21 protein-coding genes and 1 riboswitch are annotated in these 19930 nt (G+C 43.6%); of the genes, 13 read left to right on the top strand and 8 right to left on the bottom strand.

The features are described from left to right. Positions 1 to 27: 27 nt before the first annotated feature. The 6 genes from JOJ89_RS08360 to ade all read left to right on the top strand — a co-directional run bounded on the left by JOJ89_RS08360 (position 28) and on the right by ade (position 5232). The gene (locus JOJ89_RS08360; protein ID WP_029285225.1) at positions 28 to 540 is read left to right on the top strand and encodes an acyl-CoA thioesterase; all 513 of its coding nucleotides are present in this window, start codon (positions 28 to 30) and stop codon (positions 538 to 540) included. A 170-nt stretch (positions 541 to 710) separates the two neighbouring features. Beyond that, positions 711 to 1166: a DUF6884 domain-containing protein gene (locus tag JOJ89_RS08365; protein ID WP_029285223.1), complete on the top strand. Its 456-nt coding sequence runs from the start codon at positions 711 to 713 to the stop codon at positions 1164 to 1166. A gap of 85 nt (positions 1167 to 1251) precedes the next feature. After that, the gene (locus JOJ89_RS08370) at positions 1252 to 2106 is read left to right on the top strand and encodes a gamma-glutamylcyclotransferase family protein (RefSeq protein ID WP_029565537.1); all 855 of its coding nucleotides are present in this window, start codon (positions 1252 to 1254) and stop codon (positions 2104 to 2106) included. Between the two features lie 109 nt (positions 2107 to 2215). Further along, positions 2216 to 2878, top strand: coding sequence for a potassium channel family protein (locus JOJ89_RS08375; RefSeq protein ID WP_029285219.1), 663 nt, complete (start codon positions 2216 to 2218; stop codon positions 2876 to 2878). Between the two features lie 167 nt (positions 2879 to 3045). Further along, positions 3046 to 3129 carry a putative holin-like toxin gene (locus tag JOJ89_RS21370; protein WP_406817974.1) on the top strand — a complete coding sequence of 28 codons (84 nt, stop codon included), beginning with the start codon at positions 3046 to 3048 and terminating at the stop codon, positions 3127 to 3129. A gap of 214 nt (positions 3130 to 3343) precedes the next feature. Beyond that, positions 3344 to 3445: riboswitch (purine riboswitch) on the top strand. A gap of 65 nt (positions 3446 to 3510) precedes the next feature. After that, entirely contained in the window at positions 3511 to 5232 is a 1722-nt protein-coding gene (gene ade, locus JOJ89_RS08380; protein WP_203290094.1) for an adenine deaminase, read from the top strand. A 69-nt stretch (positions 5233 to 5301) separates the two neighbouring features. Here the strand turns inward: ade and JOJ89_RS08385 are convergent, their stop codons facing one another. From JOJ89_RS08385 to JOJ89_RS08395, 3 genes are all read right to left on the bottom strand, one after another. Continuing rightward, complete coding sequence (locus JOJ89_RS08385; protein WP_158001607.1) at positions 5302 to 5439, bottom strand: hypothetical protein; 138 nt, start codon at positions 5437 to 5439, stop codon at positions 5302 to 5304. 218 nt (positions 5440 to 5657) lie between these two features. Continuing rightward, positions 5658 to 7325, bottom strand: a complete 1668-nt coding sequence (rnjA, locus tag JOJ89_RS08390; protein WP_029285211.1) for a ribonuclease J1 — start codon at positions 7323 to 7325, stop codon at positions 5658 to 5660. A gap of 4 nt (positions 7326 to 7329) precedes the next feature. Then, on the bottom strand, positions 7330 to 7539 hold the full coding sequence (locus JOJ89_RS08395) for a DNA-dependent RNA polymerase subunit epsilon (protein WP_029285209.1): 210 nt from the start codon (positions 7537 to 7539) through the stop codon (positions 7330 to 7332). A 433-nt stretch (positions 7540 to 7972) separates the two neighbouring features. On the opposite strand from JOJ89_RS08395, the gene JOJ89_RS08400 reads away from it, so the two are divergent. Further along, entirely contained in the window at positions 7973 to 8743 is a 771-nt protein-coding gene (locus JOJ89_RS08400) for a Cof-type HAD-IIB family hydrolase (RefSeq protein ID WP_029285207.1), read from the top strand. Positions 8744 to 8788: 45 nt separating this feature from the next. Here the strand turns inward: JOJ89_RS08400 and def are convergent, their stop codons facing one another. Together def and JOJ89_RS08410 are read right to left on the bottom strand one after the other, a co-directional pair. Next, positions 8789 to 9343, bottom strand: coding sequence for a peptide deformylase (def, locus tag JOJ89_RS08405; RefSeq protein ID WP_203290095.1), 555 nt, complete (start codon positions 9341 to 9343; stop codon positions 8789 to 8791). A 145-nt stretch (positions 9344 to 9488) separates the two neighbouring features. Next, a complete protein-coding gene (locus JOJ89_RS08410; RefSeq protein WP_081414064.1) occupies positions 9489 to 9617 on the bottom strand; it encodes a YjcZ family sporulation protein in 129 nt (42 codons plus the stop codon). A gap of 238 nt (positions 9618 to 9855) precedes the next feature. Between JOJ89_RS08410 and JOJ89_RS08415 the strand changes: the two genes are divergently transcribed. From JOJ89_RS08415 to lpdA, 5 genes are all read left to right on the top strand, one after another. Then, the gene (locus JOJ89_RS08415) at positions 9856 to 10524 is read left to right on the top strand and encodes a YkyA family protein (RefSeq protein WP_029565540.1); all 669 of its coding nucleotides are present in this window, start codon (positions 9856 to 9858) and stop codon (positions 10522 to 10524) included. Between the two features lie 463 nt (positions 10525 to 10987). Further along, a complete protein-coding gene (gene pdhA / locus JOJ89_RS08420) occupies positions 10988 to 12103 on the top strand; it encodes a pyruvate dehydrogenase (acetyl-transferring) E1 component subunit alpha (protein ID WP_029285202.1) in 1116 nt (371 codons plus the stop codon). A gap of 3 nt (positions 12104 to 12106) precedes the next feature. Beyond that, on the top strand, positions 12107 to 13084 hold the full coding sequence (locus JOJ89_RS08425; protein WP_029285200.1) for an alpha-ketoacid dehydrogenase subunit beta: 978 nt from the start codon (positions 12107 to 12109) through the stop codon (positions 13082 to 13084). Positions 13085 to 13240: 156 nt separating this feature from the next. After that, entirely contained in the window at positions 13241 to 14611 is a 1371-nt protein-coding gene (locus JOJ89_RS08430; RefSeq protein ID WP_203290096.1) for a dihydrolipoamide acetyltransferase family protein, read from the top strand. Positions 14612 to 14615: 4 nt separating this feature from the next. Beyond that, a complete protein-coding gene (gene lpdA, locus JOJ89_RS08435) occupies positions 14616 to 16028 on the top strand; it encodes a dihydrolipoyl dehydrogenase (protein WP_029285196.1) in 1413 nt (470 codons plus the stop codon). Positions 16029 to 16097: 69 nt separating this feature from the next. Here the strand turns inward: lpdA and JOJ89_RS08440 are convergent, their stop codons facing one another. Both JOJ89_RS08440 and JOJ89_RS08445 read right to left on the bottom strand, forming a co-directional pair. Next, positions 16098 to 16484, bottom strand: coding sequence for a hypothetical protein (locus JOJ89_RS08440; protein ID WP_051827077.1), 387 nt, complete (start codon positions 16482 to 16484; stop codon positions 16098 to 16100). A 398-nt stretch (positions 16485 to 16882) separates the two neighbouring features. Beyond that, positions 16883 to 18421: a glycine betaine uptake BCCT transporter gene (locus tag JOJ89_RS08445; RefSeq protein WP_029285183.1), complete on the bottom strand. Its 1539-nt coding sequence runs from the start codon at positions 18419 to 18421 to the stop codon at positions 16883 to 16885. 117 nt (positions 18422 to 18538) lie between these two features. On the opposite strand from JOJ89_RS08445, the gene JOJ89_RS08450 reads away from it, so the two are divergent. Further along, on the top strand, positions 18539 to 19372 hold the full coding sequence (locus JOJ89_RS08450) for a polysaccharide deacetylase family protein (RefSeq protein ID WP_242524679.1): 834 nt from the start codon (positions 18539 to 18541) through the stop codon (positions 19370 to 19372). A 33-nt stretch (positions 19373 to 19405) separates the two neighbouring features. Here JOJ89_RS08450 and JOJ89_RS08455 read toward each other — a convergent pair whose 3' ends face one another. After that, complete coding sequence (locus JOJ89_RS08455) at positions 19406 to 19804, bottom strand: DUF1885 family protein (RefSeq protein WP_203290097.1); 399 nt, start codon at positions 19802 to 19804, stop codon at positions 19406 to 19408. Positions 19805 to 19930 lie beyond the last annotated feature (126 nt).

Consider the following 19930-nt stretch of genomic DNA (forward strand, 5'->3'; position numbering starts at 1 on the left):
AAGGACCGAAAAAGGAAGTGAATGTAAGTGGAAATAAAGTTCTGCCGACACTCTTTTGTTGTGAAAACAAGCATTGTCCTTCCGTCAGATACAAATAACTACGGGACGTTATTTGGAGGAAGGCTGATGTCGTATATCGACGATGTTGCAGCAATAGCAGCAATCAGGCATGCTAGGACGCCGGTCGTCACAGCGTCCACAGATTCTGTTGATTTTCTTCATCCTATTTATGAAGGGAATTCAGTCTGTCTTGAAGCATTTGTGACGTATACAGGAAGAACGTCAATGGAAGTATTTGTGAAAGTCATTTCCGAAGATCTCCTGAACGGCAACAGAAACCTTTGCGCCATGTCGTTTTTAACGATGGTTGCCGTAGACAAACATAACAAGCCCACACCTGTCCCGCAGGTGGTGCCTGAATCAGAAACAGAAAAAATGCTGCATGACTCCGCACTGAAGCGGGCAGCAATCAGAAAAAAACGCAAAGAAGAAGCTGCTGGCATGGCAGCTGCATTTGGAACGGACTATCCGTGGTGCTGAAGCGAAAGCTGCAGGACCACGCGGTTTTTTTCAGGAAATCAACAATATGTTCCCTGAGATAGATTTTAAGTAAACTTGCTTTATATATTGTTTGTTCCAATACTTAGAGTTTAGCATGCATGCACCGCTTAAATGAACAAGAACAAACTTCCAGGAGGATGGATTCAGAGATGAAAGAGCTTTGTATCATACCGTGCGGAAACAGGAAAATATGGGATAAGGAGCCGGATATTGGCGAAGTGGAGGCAAAATACGCCTATACAGGAACGTTTCATTTGCTTTGCAGACAGTATGCAGATCTTTTCTATCATGATCAATGGGTGATTCTGTCGGCTAAACACGGTTTCCTGCTGCCGGAGGATCCAGTGCATGGTCCATATAACCTTTCTTTCAGCATGAAATCAGACGAGATTATGAAACTGGAAGACTTAAAGAAGCAGGCAGCCGAAAAAAATCTGATGCAGTATGAGCGCCAAGTAGTCCTTGGCGGAAAAAAATTCAGACCTATAGCAGATTCGGTGTTTGAAGGGGAAGCTGTTTTTCCTTTAAGCGGGTGCAAGGGGATCGGCTATATGCAGCAAAAACTGAAAAAAGCCATTGCTGAAAAAAGAAGGATTCACTGCTGAACTGCCGGTTCAGTCAGAATATACCGGCAATTGAGAAAATGGTATACTGAAGAAAATCAGCCGTGAAAGGAGAAAAAGGAACATAATGAAAGTAAGCTTGTTTGTTTATGGAACACTCCGGCACGGAGAAAGCAATTTTACATATATGAAAGAGGCCTCGTGCATAGCTGAACAGGCTCGGACGTCAGGAAAGCTTTATGACACGGGGGAAGGATATCCTGCAATGACAGCTGAATCCGGAGCTGTTTATGGGGAGCTGTATGTACTGGACAAAGAAAATCTGGAACGCATCCATGAGTTGGAGGGGTACTTTGCCGAAAACCACCAGAATAACTTATTTGACCTTAAAGAAGTCACTGTTATGACGGATACTGGAGAATTCCACGCTCTTACCTATGTAATGAACGAAAGCAGAACAAACGGGATGAAACAGATTGAGAGCGGCGACTGGAAAGAATATTTGTTTGCTTCCGAATTGCCAGAAGAAACGCTGTACTTTGCTTATGGGTCCTGCATGGATACAGAACGCTTCAAACTTGCAGGAGTCGATCATCACTTTTCTGAAGTGATAGGGGCAGGGAAAACAGAGCGATATTCGGTGAAATTCACTATTTCCGTACATGACGGCGGACGTGCAGATCTTGTTGAGGAACACGGGGGAGCGGAAGGAATTCTGTACAGAGTTTCCAAAGAAGCTGTCGAGTATCTTTATGTGAGAGAAGGCGTAGGAACAGGCATGTACCGCCCTGCATTTATCGGAGTAAAGGTAAATGGCCGTGAATACAAGCAGTGTCTGACTTTTACAGTCATCGACAAGAAAGAAGAGTTTCGGCCGCCTGGTCATTATTCGTCAGAGATATTAAAAGGTGCTGAGGGACGACTAAGTCCAGAATATGTGAAGCAAATAAAACGCTATATGGATGAGCTACCCGAAATGTAGGATTTCATTCTGCGGATAAGGCCGCCTGGATGGCGCTTGCCATTTTGATTTTTTGGGTTTAAAGTTATGGTAACATTTATTTGCAAAATGATAGCTGGAGGAAGTACATATGAAAAAAGATTTTGCAGTTATCGGCCTTGGACGCTTTGGCGGCAGCATTTGCCGTGAGCTCAGTGAAGAAGGCATGGAAGTAATGGCGATTGATCTTGATGAAGATAAAGTGAACGAATTTGCCAACATCGCGTCACATGCTGTTGTAGGGGATACAACAGATGAGGCAGTACTTAAAAGCCTTGGTATCCGAAACTTTGATCATGTCATTGTTGCGATTGGGGATAATATCCAGTCGAGCATCCTCACCACTCTGATGCTTAAGGAGCTGGGAGTAAAGTTCATTACGGTCAAAGCCCAGAATGATTATCACGAAAAGGTGCTTTCAAAAATAGGCGCCGATCAGATTGTCCATCCAGAGCGGGATATGGGTAGACGGATTGCCCATAATCTTATTTCAAACAATGTGCTTGATTATCTTGAGCTTTCAGATGAACACAGCATCGTTGAGATTGTGGCTAACAGCAAGCTTGATGGAAACACGCTGATTGATCTTGATATTCGTGCAAAATACGGGATTAACATTGTTGCCATTAAAAGAGATAAAGAAATTTTCGTATCTCCCCAGGCCGATGAAATTATCCAAAAAGGCGATATTCTGATTGTCATAGGTGCAGATACAGATATAGACCGGTTTGAAAAGCGGGTTTTGGAAGCTTAAAAAAGACACATTGCGTGTCTTTTTTTCATATGACATGCCTCGTCTGTCCGTTTGTACTTTTGGAAAAGTGGCATACTTGATAATGTATACATGCTGGATTCCAGCTGGGCGGTCGGCTGAGCCCCTGTCTCTTTTCTTTTGAAGCAAAGGAAGGGGGTGATGCCCGGATGACAGTCTTTGAAAGCTTGACGTTAGCTATCTCTTTCGCCACGCTTATCATTGCCATCCTGTCATTTGACCATAAAAAATAGACCCCCGGCTGTTCGGCTGCAGGCGAGGTCTGGAATGTTCTTTGACTGTTTCTTTCAGGCCGGCCCCAGATTCGGGACCCTTGTATGCAGGCCGCAGGCTGTCAAGCACCTGCGGCTTTATTTATTGCCTTCCTTTTATAGCCTTCCTCAGAAAGAGCTTTTCTATAAGCAGAAAAAAAGATTGACTGCAAGGCTGATGTGCCTTAGTATATGAAACTAATTAAACATCTTTTCTCGTATAATTTTGGAAATAAGGTCCAAAAGTTTCTACCGAACTGCCGTAAAAAGTTTGACTGCGGGGATTATATTAGAACAGGCGCAAACACATGCGTCTTTCTTTTGCATCCTCTTCGCAAGCCTATAAAAGCGAGGGGTTTTTTTATGACTGAAAAAGAAGAATTGAAATACAAGATCCGGGCTGCATCAAAAAAAGAAAAAGCAGAGCTTGTTTTTAAAAATGCCCGTATCGTGGATGTGTTTAATTTGGACATCATCCAGGGCGATGTCGCCGTTTCAGCGGGGAAAATAGTCGGCATCGGCGATTATGAGGGGCATGATGAGATCGATGCATCAGACAAATTTATCTGTCCCGGCCTGATTGACGGTCATGTCCACATTGAATCCTCCATGGTTCCTCCTCACGAATTTGCTGAAGCTGTGCTTCCGCACGGAGTAACTGCCGTGATAGCAGATCCTCATGAAATTGCCAATGTTTCGGGGGTGAATGGCATTCAGTACATGCTTGACAGCTCAGAGGGCATACCGCTTGATGTTTTCATTATGCTTCCATCCTGTGTTCCGGCAACAAGCTTTGAGCATTCAGGTGCAAGACTTGAAGCAGAGGACCTCCAGCCTTTTTTTCTGCATGAACGTGTCATTGGCCTTGCGGAAGTGATGGACTATGTAGCTGTAAGTAACACGTCAGAAAGTATGATGGATAAGCTTGAAATGGCGCTGAAGCATTCCAGCTTGCTTGACGGCCATATGGCGGGGCTCCCTTCGGATATGGCCAATGTTTACAGATCGGCCGGAATAAGTACGGATCACGAAGTGACGACTGCCCAAGAGGCAATACAACGCGTGCAGCGGGGAATGTATGTGCAGATCAGGCAAGGGTCTGCGGCTAAAGACTTTAACCGGGTTATTGGGGCGGTCAATCAGAAGAATGCCCGCAGATTTTTATTCTGCACAGATGATAAACACCTTGATGATCTTGTAAAAGAGGGAAGTGTGGACCATCATATCAGACTTGCAGTTAAACATGGTATACATCCTGTAACAGCCATTGGGATGGCGACTTTGAATGCTGCAGAATGTTACGGGCTTAAAAGCAAGGGTGCTGTAGCGCCAGGATATGATGCAGATCTTGTACTCGTAGATGATTTAAGCAGTTTTAAAGTTGATTCAGTTTATAAGCGAGGGGTGCTAACCGCAGCCAATGGAAAAACGGTGAAAACCGCAGATCGAAGAAAGGTTCCCGGCATGCTGCTGGATTCTGTTGTTCTTCCTGAAATCGATTCCTCCATGCTTGCTGTCCGTGCAGACGAAAATCAGCTGATGACTATAATTGAAGCTGTGCCCAATCAGCTCATCACGCGAAGGGCTGAGGAGTGCGTCAATACGGAAGGAGGATTTTTTGTTCCATCCGCAGATCTTGGGCACGTAAAGCTGATCATGGCTGAACGTCATAAAGGAACCGGGCTGATCGGCAAAGGAATTCTGAAAGGGTTCCCGATGAAGCGCGGCGCCATAGCAACGACGATTGCACATGACTCTCACAACCTCATTGCTGCCGGCATGAGTGATGAGGATCTCATCCACGCTGCAGCAGCAATCAAGGAAATGGGGGGAGGACTTGCCGTTGCGGCTGACGGGAAAATCCTCGCAAAGCTTCCTCTTCCTGTATCCGGTCTGCTGTCAGATCAGCCTTATGAAAAAGTTCTTGATGGCCTGCAAAAGATTCATGATGCTCTTGCTGTAACCGGCCTTCCGGACAGCTTTAATCCGTTTCTGACATTGTCGTTTCTCGGCCTTCCGGTTATTCCGGAGCTGAAAATAACGTGCGAAGGCATATTTGATGTTGCTGAATTCAGACATATATAACAGAAAAAACCGGTCCCAGAAATTTCTGGGACCGGTTTTTTAAAATGTATGTAAGAATGCAATGCTGCTCTAATTTTCAAACTGAGTCTTTCTGTCGATCTGCAAAAGAGTGACCGCCTTTTTAGTGGCAGGGCTGATCACGTCCGCCTTTACACCTTTTTCTTTTAAACGCTGTACAAATTTTTCAAGAGAGGATGGCTTTTTCATCGCTTAGGCACTACCTTTCTGAATCTAAAAGTACTTGACTGAACGGTCAGTTCATTATACCCCAAATGACACTCAGCTTCAAGATGGTTTAAGGAGGAGAATGTGCCGGTAAAAGCATAACTTCGGAGAATGAAAAAGACTGCCGTTAGCAGGGCAGTCTTCTTCAAAAAATATAAGATGGTGCGTCCGGGAAGAATCCCGGCTTGCAGCATTCTAGATTAAACCTCCATGATAATCGGCAGGATCATCGGGCGGCGTTTTGTTTTTTCATACAGGAACGGTGCAAGTGTGTCTGTAATTTCATTTTTGATTTCAGACCACTGGCTTGTGCGGCGTTCCATCACTTTATTCAAGTGTTTTGTAATCAGAACCTGGGCGTCATTGATCAGGTCGCCGGATTCTCTCATATAGACAAATCCGCGTGAAATGATGTCTGGACCGGCTGAAATTTTAAATTCTTTCATATTAATGCTTACGACTACAATGACAAGTCCTTCTTCTGAAAGAATGCGGCGGTCTCTGAGAACGATGTTTCCGATGTCGCCAATTCCGCTGCCGTCAATGTAAACAGATCCTGAAGGGATTTTGCCTGCTACGGACACTTCGCGGTCGCTTAATGCAAGCACTTCGCCGTTATCCATGATAAAGCAGTTTTCTGCAGCTACTCCGCAATCCTTTGCGAGCTTGGAGTGCATAATCTGCATGCGGTATTCACCGTGAATTGGCATAAAGTATTCAGGTTTCATAAGGCGCAGCATCAGCTTTTGTTCTTCCTGGCCGCCGTGGCCTGAAGTATGAACGTCGCTCAATGAACCGTGAATGACTTCTGCTCCTGCACGGTAGAGCTGGTTAATGGTCCGGCTTACGCTGATTGTGTTGCCCGGAATCGGCGAAGATGAGAAAACAACAGTGTCGCCAGGAATAATCTGAATCTGGCGGTGTGTTCCGTTCGCGATGCGGGAAAGAGCAGCCATCGGTTCACCCTGGCTTCCTGTGCAGAGAATGGTCACTCTGTTTGCAGGAAGGCGGTTAATTTCATGAGGCTCAACAAATGTATCTTTCGGACACTGAATGTAGCCAAGATCCTGACCAATTGTAATGGCAGATTCCATGCTACGGCCAAATACGGCAATTTTTCTGCCATGCTGAACCGCAGCTTCTACTACCTGCTGGAGCCTGTGAATGTTGGATGCAAAGGTAGCGAAAATGACGCGTCCGTCGACTTTCCGGAAAATTTCCTGGATGCTTTCCCCAACGCGGCGCTCTGACATTGTGAAATGGGGAATTTCGCTGTTTGTGCTGTCTGATAACAGGCACAGTACGCCTTCTTTGCCGATCTCAGCCATTTTCGTCAAGTTGGCAGGTTCGCCGACAGGTGTGAAATCGAATTTAAAGTCTCCTGTATGGACGATATTTCCCGGCGGTGTTTTGACAACGATTCCATAAGAATCCGGAATGCTGTGAGTAGTGCGGAAGAATGTTACAGACGTTTTTCTGAACTTAATAATGTCATCTTCTTTAATTTCGATGAGTTTAGCCTGGCGAAGCAAACCGTGCTCTTCTAATTTGTTGCGGATAAGTCCGAGGGCAAGCTTACCTCCGTAGATCGGAATGTTCACTTGCTTTAAAAGGTAGGGAATTCCTCCAATATGATCTTCGTGGCCGTGCGTGATGAAAAGCCCCTTAATTTTATCCTCGTTTTTTACTAAGTACGTATAATCGGGTATAACATAATCAATTCCAAGCAGTTCCTCTTCAGGAAACTTAATGCCCGCATCAATCATGATGATCTCATCCTGGAACTGGACACCGTACGTGTTTTTCCCGATTTCTCCAAGTCCACCAAGAGCAAAAACCGCTACCTGGTCATTTTTAACAAATTTCATAAAATCAAATCTCCAATACTTTAAAGTTTTCGTTTTGTTTTTCGTATTCTAAGTAAGCACCTTCAACAGATTGAACAAATTCAATGTTGTGATTGCGTTCCTTCAGTTTATTGCGTGCATCGCCTTCTGTTTTAGCTTCAATATAAAGGGTTTTTGTTTTTTCGCGAACAGGAACCTCTCCGAGTTTTTCCTGAAAATAAACTTTGTATAACATTGCCAAATCTCTCCTTAACTGCCGTATGTTAGACTAACTTGTTCTATTATATTCGATAATGGCCTCTAAGCCAACCCTCACCCGGTCCCGGGGCGTTTTTGGAGGAAAGAAAAAACCTTTCTGCGGGCAGAAAGGTTTCATTACGCTATTGATTTTCTGCCGAGAATGCTATTCCATTGAGAACGCAATCTGCGTCTGAGTTTTTTCATCATTATGTCCCACACTCCCATCTTGTCCAATTTTCGGATTGTTTACCGTTCGAATCTGCCAGACTTAGTATATGTGAATATCGGAAAAGATAACATGGGTATTTATGGAAGGGGGGGGCTGCGGCAAAAAATGCAGGTGTTTTGGTTGTGGCTGCATTTATTTTCCGCTATGATGAGTCATGTAAAAGCTGTCCAAATTAAGTACAAGTAAGGAGACCTATACTATGACAGGTAACGTAATCTTTTTTGATATAGACGGAACATTGCTTAATCATGATAAGGAAATTCCTGATTCAACAAGAAAAGCGGTAGAGGATGTGAAAAAAGCGGGACACCATGTTGCGATTGCAACAGGAAGAGCCCCGTTCATGTTTGAAGACCTTCGCCGCGAGCTTGGAATCGATTCCTTTGTCAGCTTCAACGGACAATATGTTGTTTTCGAAGGTGAAGTGATTTATAAAAACCCGCTTCATACAGAACGTCTGGAAGAATTATATGAATACGCAAAAACTTCGAATCATCCGCTTGTCTTTATGAGCAATGAAACGATGATGTCAACAGAAACAGATCACCCTTACATACATGAAAGCATGGGAAGCCTGAAATTCATGCACCCAGAGCATGATCCGGAATTCTACCGGAATCGTGAGATTTATCAGACGCTGCTGTTCTGCAAAGAAGGCGAAGAAGAGGCTTATAAAAAATACGAGGATTTTCACATCATCCGCTGGCATGAACTTGCAACAGATATTCTTCCATTTGGCGGATCAAAGGCAGAGGGGATCAAAAAGCTTATCGAACGCCTAAATATCAGCAAAGAAAATGTATATGCATTTGGTGACGGGCTGAATGACCTTGAAATGATTAAATTTGCAGGAACCGGCGTGGCTATGGGGAATGCGGTTTCCGAACTCAAAGAAATTGCAGATGAAATCACAACGAGTGTAGATGAAGACGGTATTTTGAACGGCTTGAAGAAAACCGGTCTTCTATAAGAAAAAACCTGTCTGCAGAGAAGACAGGTTTTTACGTGCTTACTTTTACCGTTCGATTGCAATGGCGCCTTCAGGTTCTTGCAAAGGGTCTTCACTGCTGAAGTGATCGTAGAACATCACACCGTTTAAATGGTCAATTTCGTGCTGAAAGACGATGGCAAGCAGCCCGCGAAGTCTGAGGTCTACATTTTCTCCTTCAAGGGATACGGCTTTTACCCGGATTCTCGCATAGCGCGGAACATATCCCGGAACAGGTCTGTCAACTGAGAGACAGCCCTCTCCGCTTGTTAAATAACTTTTCTCAACTGAATGACTTACAATTTTAGGATTGAACAGAGCGTAACTGTGCAATTGGCCCTTTTCATCTGTTAACCGGATGGCAATCATCCGTTTGGAGACATTTATTTGAGGGGCTGCAAGGCCAATCCCGGGTCTCAGGCCGTATTTTTCAATCATCTCGGGATTCTGGCTGTTCTGGACATATTCAAGCAGCTCCTGCAGCGTTTTTTTATCTTCATCAGAAGGCGGCATCGGCACTTCTTCTGCAGCTTTACGCAAGGTTGGATGACCTTCCCTGATAATATCCTCCGTAGTAATCACCCGGACTCACACTCCTTTTCCTGCTGAATTATCTTACTAAGTATAATGGAACTTGGATCAAACGAAAAGTCCTGCTTGTCCACCAGTATCATTTTTGGATGCGGCGGCCCACATCGAATGTGGGCTCTGCTGCCGCAAGCCATTTTTAGCAATGACCTACAAACGCTGCTCCTACGATAATTAATAGAATAAACAATACAACAATCAGAGCAAACGTGCGTCCATAACCAGGATAGCCGCAGCCGCCATAACCGTATCCAGGATAACCGTACATGAGAAAACCTCCTTTAAATGTGACGCTTTACCCTCAGCAGCCTGTGCATCAGCCTTCAGCGTCTAATATAACCTATGTTTTTTGGTTGAATGTGTATAGACGATAGCCCAGTTCCCCAAAAAATGAATGTCATTTTTCAGATGCCGGAGTTTTAAAACAAATAAAAATATTGTAAAAATACCCAGAACCTTTTATAGTAAATATGTTGAATGGGTTAGGGGGACTCGCGGTGAAAAAAATGGTTGCAGCTTCTGCAGTGCTGCTTGCCGGAGCATTATTCCTGGCAGGTTGCAGCGGTACTTCTGCAGAGGAAGAAATGTATAATGCTCTTGAGAAAGCCGTTTCGGCGGAAAGTTCATTCGAAGATCAGCAGGAGCCATTGGTGGAACTTGAGAAAAAAGAAAACGAACTTTACGAAGAAATCATTTCACTCGGCATGAAAGAGTATGAAAAAATCGTCTCACTTTCTGAAGAAGCACTTTCTGTCGTTGAAGAAAGAGAGAAAAGAGCCGAAGATGAAAAAGAGAGCATCATGGATTCGAAAGAAGAATTCAAAGCAGTTGAGGACATTTCAAAGAACCTGGATGATCAGGCTCTGAAAAGCAAAGCTTCTGACCTGCAAAAATTGATGCAGCAGCGCTACGACGCTTACGATGCACTTTCTGCAGCTTATAATGAAGCGATCGCTCTTGATAAAGAGCTGTATCAGCTTTTTCAGAAAAAAGATCTGAAGCTTGAGGAACTGGAAGCGAAAATCACGGAAATTAACAGCAGCTACGAAAAAGTGGCGGCTCTGAATAAAGAATTCAACGATTTTACTGAAAAGTACAACAAGGCTAAGATGGATTTTTACAAAAAAGCCGGAATTGAAGTCGAGCAGTCAGATGCCAAAGGCAAAACGTCATAATGGAGTTCAGTGAATGCAGGGAGCAGCCGCCCCTGCATTTTTTGTATGCTGACGAAGGATATGTCTGGAACTGCAAAAAGAGACAATGCTGTATCGATTTTTATAGTACAGAATATCAAATAGTTATAGTACAGATTGATTAAAAGGGAATAAAAGTAAAATGAAAAGCAGCAAAAAGGTTGAAAGAATATCAGTATAAATCAATTGACGTATACATTTTTAATGGTGTACACTAAAACATGTTGAAATGAATTGTATTAATTTTTTTCTTCCCTTTAATTAGTACAGATTTTTGTACTGTCCAATACATAGAGAACGTTTCGGCATTCTCTAAAGTGGTATAAAGATATGTAGAGTGAAGCCTAAAATAATGTGTCATAAGATGTCATTTTGGGAAGGCTAATGCTGTATGTGTCATATAATCAAGAATTATTTTTTATTAGAGAAAGGACAGGTGACTTAGATGGCTGCTAAAACGAAAAATGCTGTAGTTGACAGCAAAAAGCAATTTGAAGGAATTGCAAAGCAGTTTGAAACGTTCCAAATTCTGAATGAGCAGGGCGAGGTAGTAAATGAAGCTGCAATGCCGGACTTGTCAGATGACCAATTAAAAGAATTAATGCGCCGTATGGTGTATACGCGTATTTTGGACCAGCGCTCAATTTCATTGAACCGCCAGGGCCGTTTAGGATTTTATGCACCGACAGCAGGACAGGAAGCTTCACAGATCGCTTCTCATTTTGCACTTGAAAAAGAAGATTTCGTTCTTCCTGGATACCGTGATGTGCCTCAGATTATCTGGCACGGACTTCCTTTATACCAAGCATTCCTTTTCTCACGCGGACATTTCCACGGAAACCAGTTCCCTGAGGATGTAAATGCATTATCTCCTCAAATTATCATCGGTGCTCAAATCATCCAGACAGCGGGTGTTGCACTTGGACTTAAAAAGAAAGATAAAAAAGCTGTTGCAATCACTTACACTGGTGACGGCGGAGCATCTCAGGGCGATTTCTACGAAGGAATCAACTTTGCAGGCGCTTATAAAGCACCGGCTATCTTCGTTGTGCAAAACAACCGTTTTGCGATCTCAACTCCGGTTGAAAAACAATCAGCTGCACAGACAATCGCTCAAAAAGCGGCTGCTGCAGGTATCGTAGGTATTCAAGTTGACGGCATGGATGCACTTGCTGTATACGCTGCTGTGCGTGATGCACGCGAGCGCGCTGTAAACGGCGAAGGCCCGACACTTGTTGAAACACTTACTTACCGCTATGGCCCGCATACAATGGCCGGCGATGATCCGACACGCTACCGCACAAAAGAGCTTGACACCGAGTGGGAAGAAAAAGATCCTCTTGTACGCTTCCGCAAATTCCTTGAAACAAAAGGCATCTGGAGCGAAGAAGAAGAGAACAAAGTGATCGAACAGGCTAAAGAAGATATTAAAGAAGCGATTAAAAAAGCGGATGAATATCCAAAACAAAAAGTAACAGATCTAATGGATATCATGTATGAAGAAATGCCATTCAATCTGAAAGAGCAATATGAAATCTACAAAGCAAAGGAGTCGAAGTAAGCCATGGCTCAAATGACAATGATTCAAGCAATTACGGATGCTCTCCGCACAGAACTTAAAAACGATTCAAACGTTCTTCTATTCGGAGAAGACGTTGGCGTAAACGGAGGAGTATTCCGTGCTACAGAAGGACTTCAAAAAGAATTTGGCGAAGACCGCGTGTTTGACACGCCGCTTGCTGAATCAGGAATCGGCGGTCTTGCAATCGGACTTGGCCTGACAGGTTTCCGTCCGGTTGCTGAAATCCAGTTCTTCGGTTTCGTTTACGAAGTAATGGATTCCATCTCAGGACAAATGGCACGTATGCGCTACCGTTCAGGCGGCCGCTGGAATTCTCCAGTAACAATCCGTTCACCGTTTGGCGGAGGCGTTCATACTCCTGAGATGCATGCTGACAGCTTAGAGGGTCTTATGGCGCAGCAGCCTGGTGTGAAGGTTGTTATTCCTTCAACTCCATACGATGCCAAAGGACTTTTAATCTCTGCTATCCGCGACAACGACCCAGTCGTTTTCCTTGAGCACATGAAACTTTACCGTTCATTCCGCCAGGAAGTTCCGGAAGAAGAGTACACAATTGAAATCGGCAAAGCAGAAGTGAAGCGCGAAGGTTCAGACCTTTCAATCATCACTTACGGAGCAATGGTTCATGAATCTTTAAAAGCGGCTGAAGAGCTTGAAAAAGAAGGCGTTTCTGCAGAAGTTATCGACCTTCGCACAATCAGCCCGATTGATATTGACGCAATTATTGCATCTGTTGAAAAAACAGGACGTGCAATTGTTGTACAGGAAGCTCAAAAGCAAGCCGGCATTGCAGCTAACGTAGTGGCTGAAATCAACGACCGCGCTATCTTAAGCCTTGAAGCACCTGTGCTTCGCGTAGCAGCTCCTGACACTGTTTTCCCATTCTCTCAAGCAGAGGGAGTATGGCTTCCTAACTTCAAGGATGTCATTGAAACAGCTAAAAAAGTAATGAATTTCTAATTATACATTTATGAAAAGAAATCAGTTGGTCCGGGCAGAGTGTTATTGTTTCATGATGGAGCGCATCGAAGGCGCAAAAGCATTTGAACGATCAAAGTTCTTCCGAGACCTGACACCTGGTTTCTTTTCCATATGAAAAATAGGAGGTAGTATACCGTGTCTTTCGAATTTAAAATGCCGGATATCGGTGAAGGTATCCACGAAGGTGAGATTGTAAAGTGGTTTATCAAGCCTGGCGATGAAGTAAACGAAGATGATGTTCTGGCTGAGATTCAGAATGATAAAGCAGTCGTAGAAATTCCTTCTCCTGTCAAAGGAAAAGTAATTGAGGTTAAAGTGGAAGAGGGAACTGTTGCTACGGTTGGACAAACTCTTATCACATTTGATGCACCAGGTTACGAAAACCTTAAATTTAAAGGTGACGACCATGGCGATGAGCCTGCTAAAGAAGAGTCTAAAAAAGAGGAAGCTCAAGTTCAGGCTACAGCTGAAGCCGGCCAGGACGTGAAAAAAGAAGAAGCTCCTAAACAGGAAGAAGAAGCAGCAACTGGTGCAGGTGCACAAGATCAGGCTGATGCAGATCCAAACAAGCGTGTAATCGCAATGCCATCAGTACGCAAATACGCTCGTGAAAAAGGCGTTGAAATCCGTCAGGTATCAGGCTCAGGCAAAAACGGCCGCGTAAGCAAAGAAGATCTCGACGCATTCCTTGATGGCGGTTCTAAACCTGCTGCTGAAGCTCAGGCTGAAGCTCCGAAGGCAGAAGCTAAAGAAGAAAAAGCAGAGCAAAAAGCACCTGCTAAACAAGCTGTTCCAGAAGGCGACTTCCCTGAAACACGCGAAAAAATGAGCCCGATGCGCAAAGCGATCGCTAAAGCAATGGTTAACTCGAAGCATACAGCTCCTCACGTAACATTGATGGACGAAGTGGACGTAACAAACCTTGTTGCTCACAGAAAACAGTTCAAAGGTGTTGCAGCCGAGCAGGGTATTAAGTTAACATATTTACCGTACGTAGTGAAAGCTCTTACATCAGCGCTTAAGAAATACCCGGTTCTTAATACTTCAATCGATGACAAAACCGAAGAAGTTGTTCAAAAGCATTACTACAACATCGGTATTGCCGCTGACACAGAAAAAGGACTTATGGTTCCTGTTGTTAAAAACGCAGAACGCAAATCAGTCTTTGAAATTTCTGATGAAATTAACGGCCTGGCTACAAAAGCCCGCGACGGTAAACTTTCTGCTGCGGAAATGAAAGGCGCTTCTTGCACGATTACAAACATCGGTTCTGCAGGCGGCCAATGGTTCACTCCGGTTATCAACCACCCAGAGGTTGCGATTCTTGGAATCGGCCGCATCGCTGAAAAAGCAATCGTTGTTGACGGAGAAATTGTTGCTGCTCCAGTACTTGCGCTGTCACTGAGCTTTGACCACCGCATGATTGATGGTGCTACAGCACAAAATGCTCTAAATCACATTAAGCGTTTATTGAACGACCCACAACTTATTCTAATGGAGGCGTAATTCAATGGTAGTAGGAGATTTCCCTATTGAAACAGATACTCTTGTCATTGGTGCGGGACCTGGCGGCTATGTAGCTGCCATCCGCGCTGCACAACTAGGACAAAAAGTAACAATCGTAGAAAAAGCAAACCTTGGCGGCGTTTGCCTTAACGTAGGATGTATTCCTTCAAAAGCTTTAATTGCTGCAGGTCACCGCTTTGAGAATGCCAAGCATTCTGAAGACATGGGAATTAAAGCCGAAAACGTAACAGTTGACTTTACAAAGGTACAGGAATTCAAAGCTGGCGTTGTAAAGAAACTTGTCGGCGGAGTTGAAGGACTTCTTAAAGGAAACAAAGTTGAGATTGTCAGCGGAGAAGCTTACTTTGTTGACAGCGAATCTATTAAAGTAATGGATGACAACTCATCTCAAACGTACAAATTCAAAAACGCAATCATTGCTACTGGATCTCGCCCAATTGAAATTCCAGGATTCAAATACTCTAAAAGAGTGCTTGATTCAACTGGTGCTCTAAGCTTGAACGAAATTCCAAAGAAAATTGTTGTTATCGGTGCAGGCTACATAGGCACTGAGCTTGGAACAGCTTATGCCAACTTTGGTTCTGAAGTTGTCTTCATCGAGGCAATGGATGAAATCCTTATGGGCTTCGAAAAGCAAATGAGTTCTCTTGTTAAGCGTAACCTTAAGAAAAAAGGAAACGTTGAAATCCATACAAAAGCAAAAGCAAAATCTGTTGAAGAAACAGAAAACGGCGTAAAAGTAACCTTTGAAGTGAAAGGCGAAGAGCAGACAGTTGAAGCAGATTACCTTCTTGTAACTGTTGGCCGCCGTGCAAACACTGATGAGCTTGGACTTGAGCAAGTAGGCGTTGAAATGTCAGACCGCGGCGTTATCAAAATTGATAAGCAGTGCCGTACAAGCGTTTCTAACATCTACGCAATCGGTGACATCGTTGAAGGTCCTCCGCTTGCTCATAAAGCTTCATACGAAGGTAAAATTGCTGCTGAAGCAATTGCCGGCGAGCATGCTGAAATCGACTACCTCGGAATTCCTGCTGTTGTATTCTCTGAGCCTGAACTGGCTACAGTTGGATACACTGAAACACAGGCTAAAGAAGAAGGAATCGAAGTTGTTGCAGCGAAGTTCCCATTTGCTGCTAACGGACGTGCTCTTTCTCTTAACGAAACAGACGGTTTCTTGAAACTTGTTACACGTAAAGAAGACGGTCTTGTTATCGGAGCTCAAATCGCAGGTGCGGCTGCTTCTGATATGATTTCAGAGCTAAGCCTTGCAATTGAAGCTGGCATGACTGCAGAAGATATCGCAATGACAATTCATGCGCATCCAACATTGGGAGAAATCACAATGGAAGCTGCTGAAGTTGCAATCGGAAGCCCAATCCACATTATTAAATAATAATCAAACCCCCTGATGGCATCCATCAGGGGGTTTTTTTGCAGAAAAAAAAGACGGTGTGAAATCCGTCTATCGATCTCCGCTGCTGCCTGAAAGAGCTTTTACAACGGGATTAATAATTTCTTCCTTTGTTCCTACGTGGCCTTCAATCTGGAAGAGGACGCGATTATCGTCTACAACCACAAGCGAAGGAAATGTATCAATGTCTACAGGATAGTCTTCATCACTGCTCGTTTCAACAAATTCCAAGTCTTCCACTTCTTCGGGGAAATCCTGTTTCAGATCAATCAGAGCATCAAAATAAACAGATTCCCGGTGTTCATCCTGTTCATCTGAAAAAAACAGCAGCTTTTTATCATCGTCTTCTGGACGCAGCGATTCTGAGGATATATTCAGACTGCAAGATGAAAGAAGAAAAACTGGCATGATGAAGGCGACAATAACCGACTTTGCCATATTGTCCACCCCTTTTAATGAAATGGTCGTAACGGTCCGAACTAAGTCCTACTTCGTACCTATTTTACAGTTTCCGTTAATCTAAATTAATGCTATTTTATCATGTTTTCCGAATATTCCCCTGAATGTTACCTATTTGTTACAAAAATGAAAAATACAATGACAGTTTGTCGCAAAAATTTATAATTTACTTCATAACAAGGTGGAACGGTGAGGCAGCGAGAGGATGCGTACCCTGGAAAACTGAAAAACGATGTGGGAGGGTAAGAAAGAGAAGAATACGTACCCTCGAAAACTGAAAAACGATGTGAGAGGGTAAGAAAGAGAAGAATGCGTACCCTCCAAAACTGAAATTCGATATGAGAGGGTAAGAAAGAGCAAAGAAAAAAGACACTTCATTACAAAGTGTCTTTTTTAGTCTCAGTCCGATTCATAACAGGGAATTTTTCGCGTCTCAATGATTTCATTAACGAAATGACCATTAAAATCATGATGACGGCAAACGGAAGTGCAGCAATGATGGATGCCCTCTGAAGAGCTTCAAGACCGCCAATCCATAAGAGAACGGCAGCTGCAGCAGATTGGATAAAGCCCCATACAAATTTGATTTTGTTTGGCGGATTTAAGTCTCCGTCTGTTGTCTGCATGCCAAGCACAAAAGTTGCCGAATCGGCTGAAGTAATAAAGAAAGTGCTAATCAGGAGAATAGCGAGCAGTGACATGAACATGCCAAACGGAAATTGTTCAAGGACAGCAAACAGAGCGACTTCCATCCCTTTATCATTGACGATATCCATGATTGGCTTTTTCATAAAGTGCTGCAGGTATAATGCGGAACCTCCGAAAACTGAGAACCACAATGCACCGAAAATGGTTGGAACAGCAAGAACACCGATCAGAAATTCTCTGATTGTTCTACCTCTGGAAATCCGTGCGATAAATGTGCCGACGAACGGAGCCCACGATATCCACCATGCCCAGTAAAAGATGGTCCAATCCTGAACCCATGTGCTTTCCTCGTTAAAAGGCGTAAGACGGAAGCTCATGTAGGTCAAATTCTGCAGGTATCCGCCAATGGTTGTCGTGAACAAATCCATGATGAAATTTGTCGGGCCTGCAAAGAGCAGAAAGAGCATGAGGGCAATCGCCAGAATAATATTAACGTTGCTGAGTATTTTAATTCCTTTATCAAGCCCTGTTTGAGCAGACAGCATGAAAAGAAAGGTCACTATCACAATAATAATCAGCTGGGTTGAAAATGTATTGCTGATTCCGTCAAACAAGTAGGAGACACCTGCACTAATTTGAATGGCGCCGAGCCCAAGGGACGTTGCAACTCCAAAAATGGTGGCAAACACTGCAAGGAAGTCTACCAGTACGCCGGCCTTTCCATCTGCACGATCCCCAATAAGCGGCCGAAGAATATTACTGATAACTCCGTTTTGATTTTTCCTGAACGTAAAATAAGCAAGTGATAAAGCGATAACCGAGTAAATGGCCCAAGGATGAAGGCCCCAGTGGAAAAAGGAGTAGCGCATCGCAGCACGGGCAGATTCATCCGTGAATCCTTCACCGGAAGGAGGTGCGCTGTAATGATTCATCGGCTCAGATACTCCCCAGAACACAAGTCCGATTCCCATGCCGGCACTAAAAAGCATCGCAAACCAGCTGAGGTAAGAATACTTTGGTTCATCATCATCATTTCCAAGCTTGATGTTTCCGTACTTCGTAAAAATTAATCCAATTGCAAAAATAAGAAAAAAAGTAGCAGTCAGCAGATAAAACCAGCCGAATTTTTCAATAATAAATCCGTGGATAAGTGTCGTTACATTTGACAGATTGGCACTCCCGATTATGCTTTTTGGCAGCGCTCCCCACAAAATAAAAAGAACAGAAACGATGAGAGAAAGGATAAAAACAGGTGTTAGTCTCTTCATATTCAGACCTCCTTCAAAATAGGAAATAAGAAGTGTTGTTAATTAATTCCTCTTCCTATATAGTGAAGCAATCGGCGGCAAATTATTCTAAAAAGAATGCACCGGGGAGGAAAGAACGTGAGAAAAGCACTCTGTATGACGGCAGCAGCTTTTTTCCTTGCAGGATGCACTGCATCAGGAACTGGCGGCAAAAACGAAGAAAAGCCGCCTGAGGAAGAGAAAGCGGTACATGAGGCAGGGGAGGAAAAACCAGAGCCTGCAGCAGATCTGGAATCAGATGAAAAGACTAAACAGCCAGCCATATTGGATAAAACGCCAAAATATAAAATCGATCCGGAAAATTGGTCACTTAAGCCTTTAAGTCCTGATGTCAGCCCGAAAGCGGTGCTTCTGACTATCGACGATGCTCCTGATCAGCACAGTGTGGAGATGGCTCAGACATTAAAAAAGATGGGAGTAAAGGCGATTTTCTTTGTAAATGGTCATTTCCTGGATACGGAAGAGGAGAAAGCAAGACTGAAAGAGATTTATCAGCTTGGCTTCCCTATTGGAAATCATACAATGACCCATTCCAATCTTAAGGACCTGACCCCTTCAGAACAGAAAAGGGAAATTACGGTTCTGAATGATCTCGTTGAGCAAATAACGGGTGAACGTCCCCGTTTTTTCAGAGCTCCGTTTGGAAGCAACACAGATGAAAGCGGAAAAATTGCGGAAGAGGAAAAGATGGTGCTGATGAACTGGACGTACGGCTATGACTGGGAAAGTGATTACCAGACAAAAGAAGCACTGACAGAAATCATGATCAATACTCCGTACTTGACTGATGGTGCAAACTTGCTAATGCATGACCGCAAGTGGACAAGCGAAGCATTAAGCGCCATTGTGACAGGACTGAAACAAAAAGGGTATGAAATGGCTGATCCTGATACAATTGAAACTCCTCTTTAGAATGAAAACAGCGATCTTTGGCGATCGCTGTTTTCATCTTTTGTAATAGTACATCTTCCTTCCGTTGAATAAAGTCAGTACCCCTTTTAGTTTTTTTGCCAGAAACTTTGAAAATTCATTTGCTTTATTTCTGTCGCCATATTTGGAATCTGCCGGCAGGGTAATTTGCAGAAATGAAAAGGCCTCTTCATTCACGGGACCTGCTCCAATATACATTTTTGCATAGCCGCGCTCCTCAGAGGTAAGGGAGAGATATCCGTCCTCATGCTTGCACTCGTATGGAAAAGCAGACTGGTCATAGTCAAACTGCAGCTGTTCGCCCGTTTTTCCTGTTATCTCTTTGTAATAAAGAAAGAGCTCCTCAACCTGTTGGAGGGATATTGTCTGCTGAGCAGATCCTTCGACTAAATGAATAAAAGCGTGTGAGGCCATTGCGTCAACTCCTAAGCACAATTTTATAGATGTCCGATTATTTAAAATATTACATATTATCCGCCGGCTTGCAAGTTCAAGGGGAAATGATTGTGCTCTTCGGAATAATGAAGTATAATTAATCTG

This window comes from Metabacillus sp. cB07 (assembly GCF_016839225.1).
GTDB classification, from domain to species: Bacteria; Bacillota; Bacilli; order Bacillales; family Bacillaceae; genus Bacillus_P; species Bacillus_P indicus.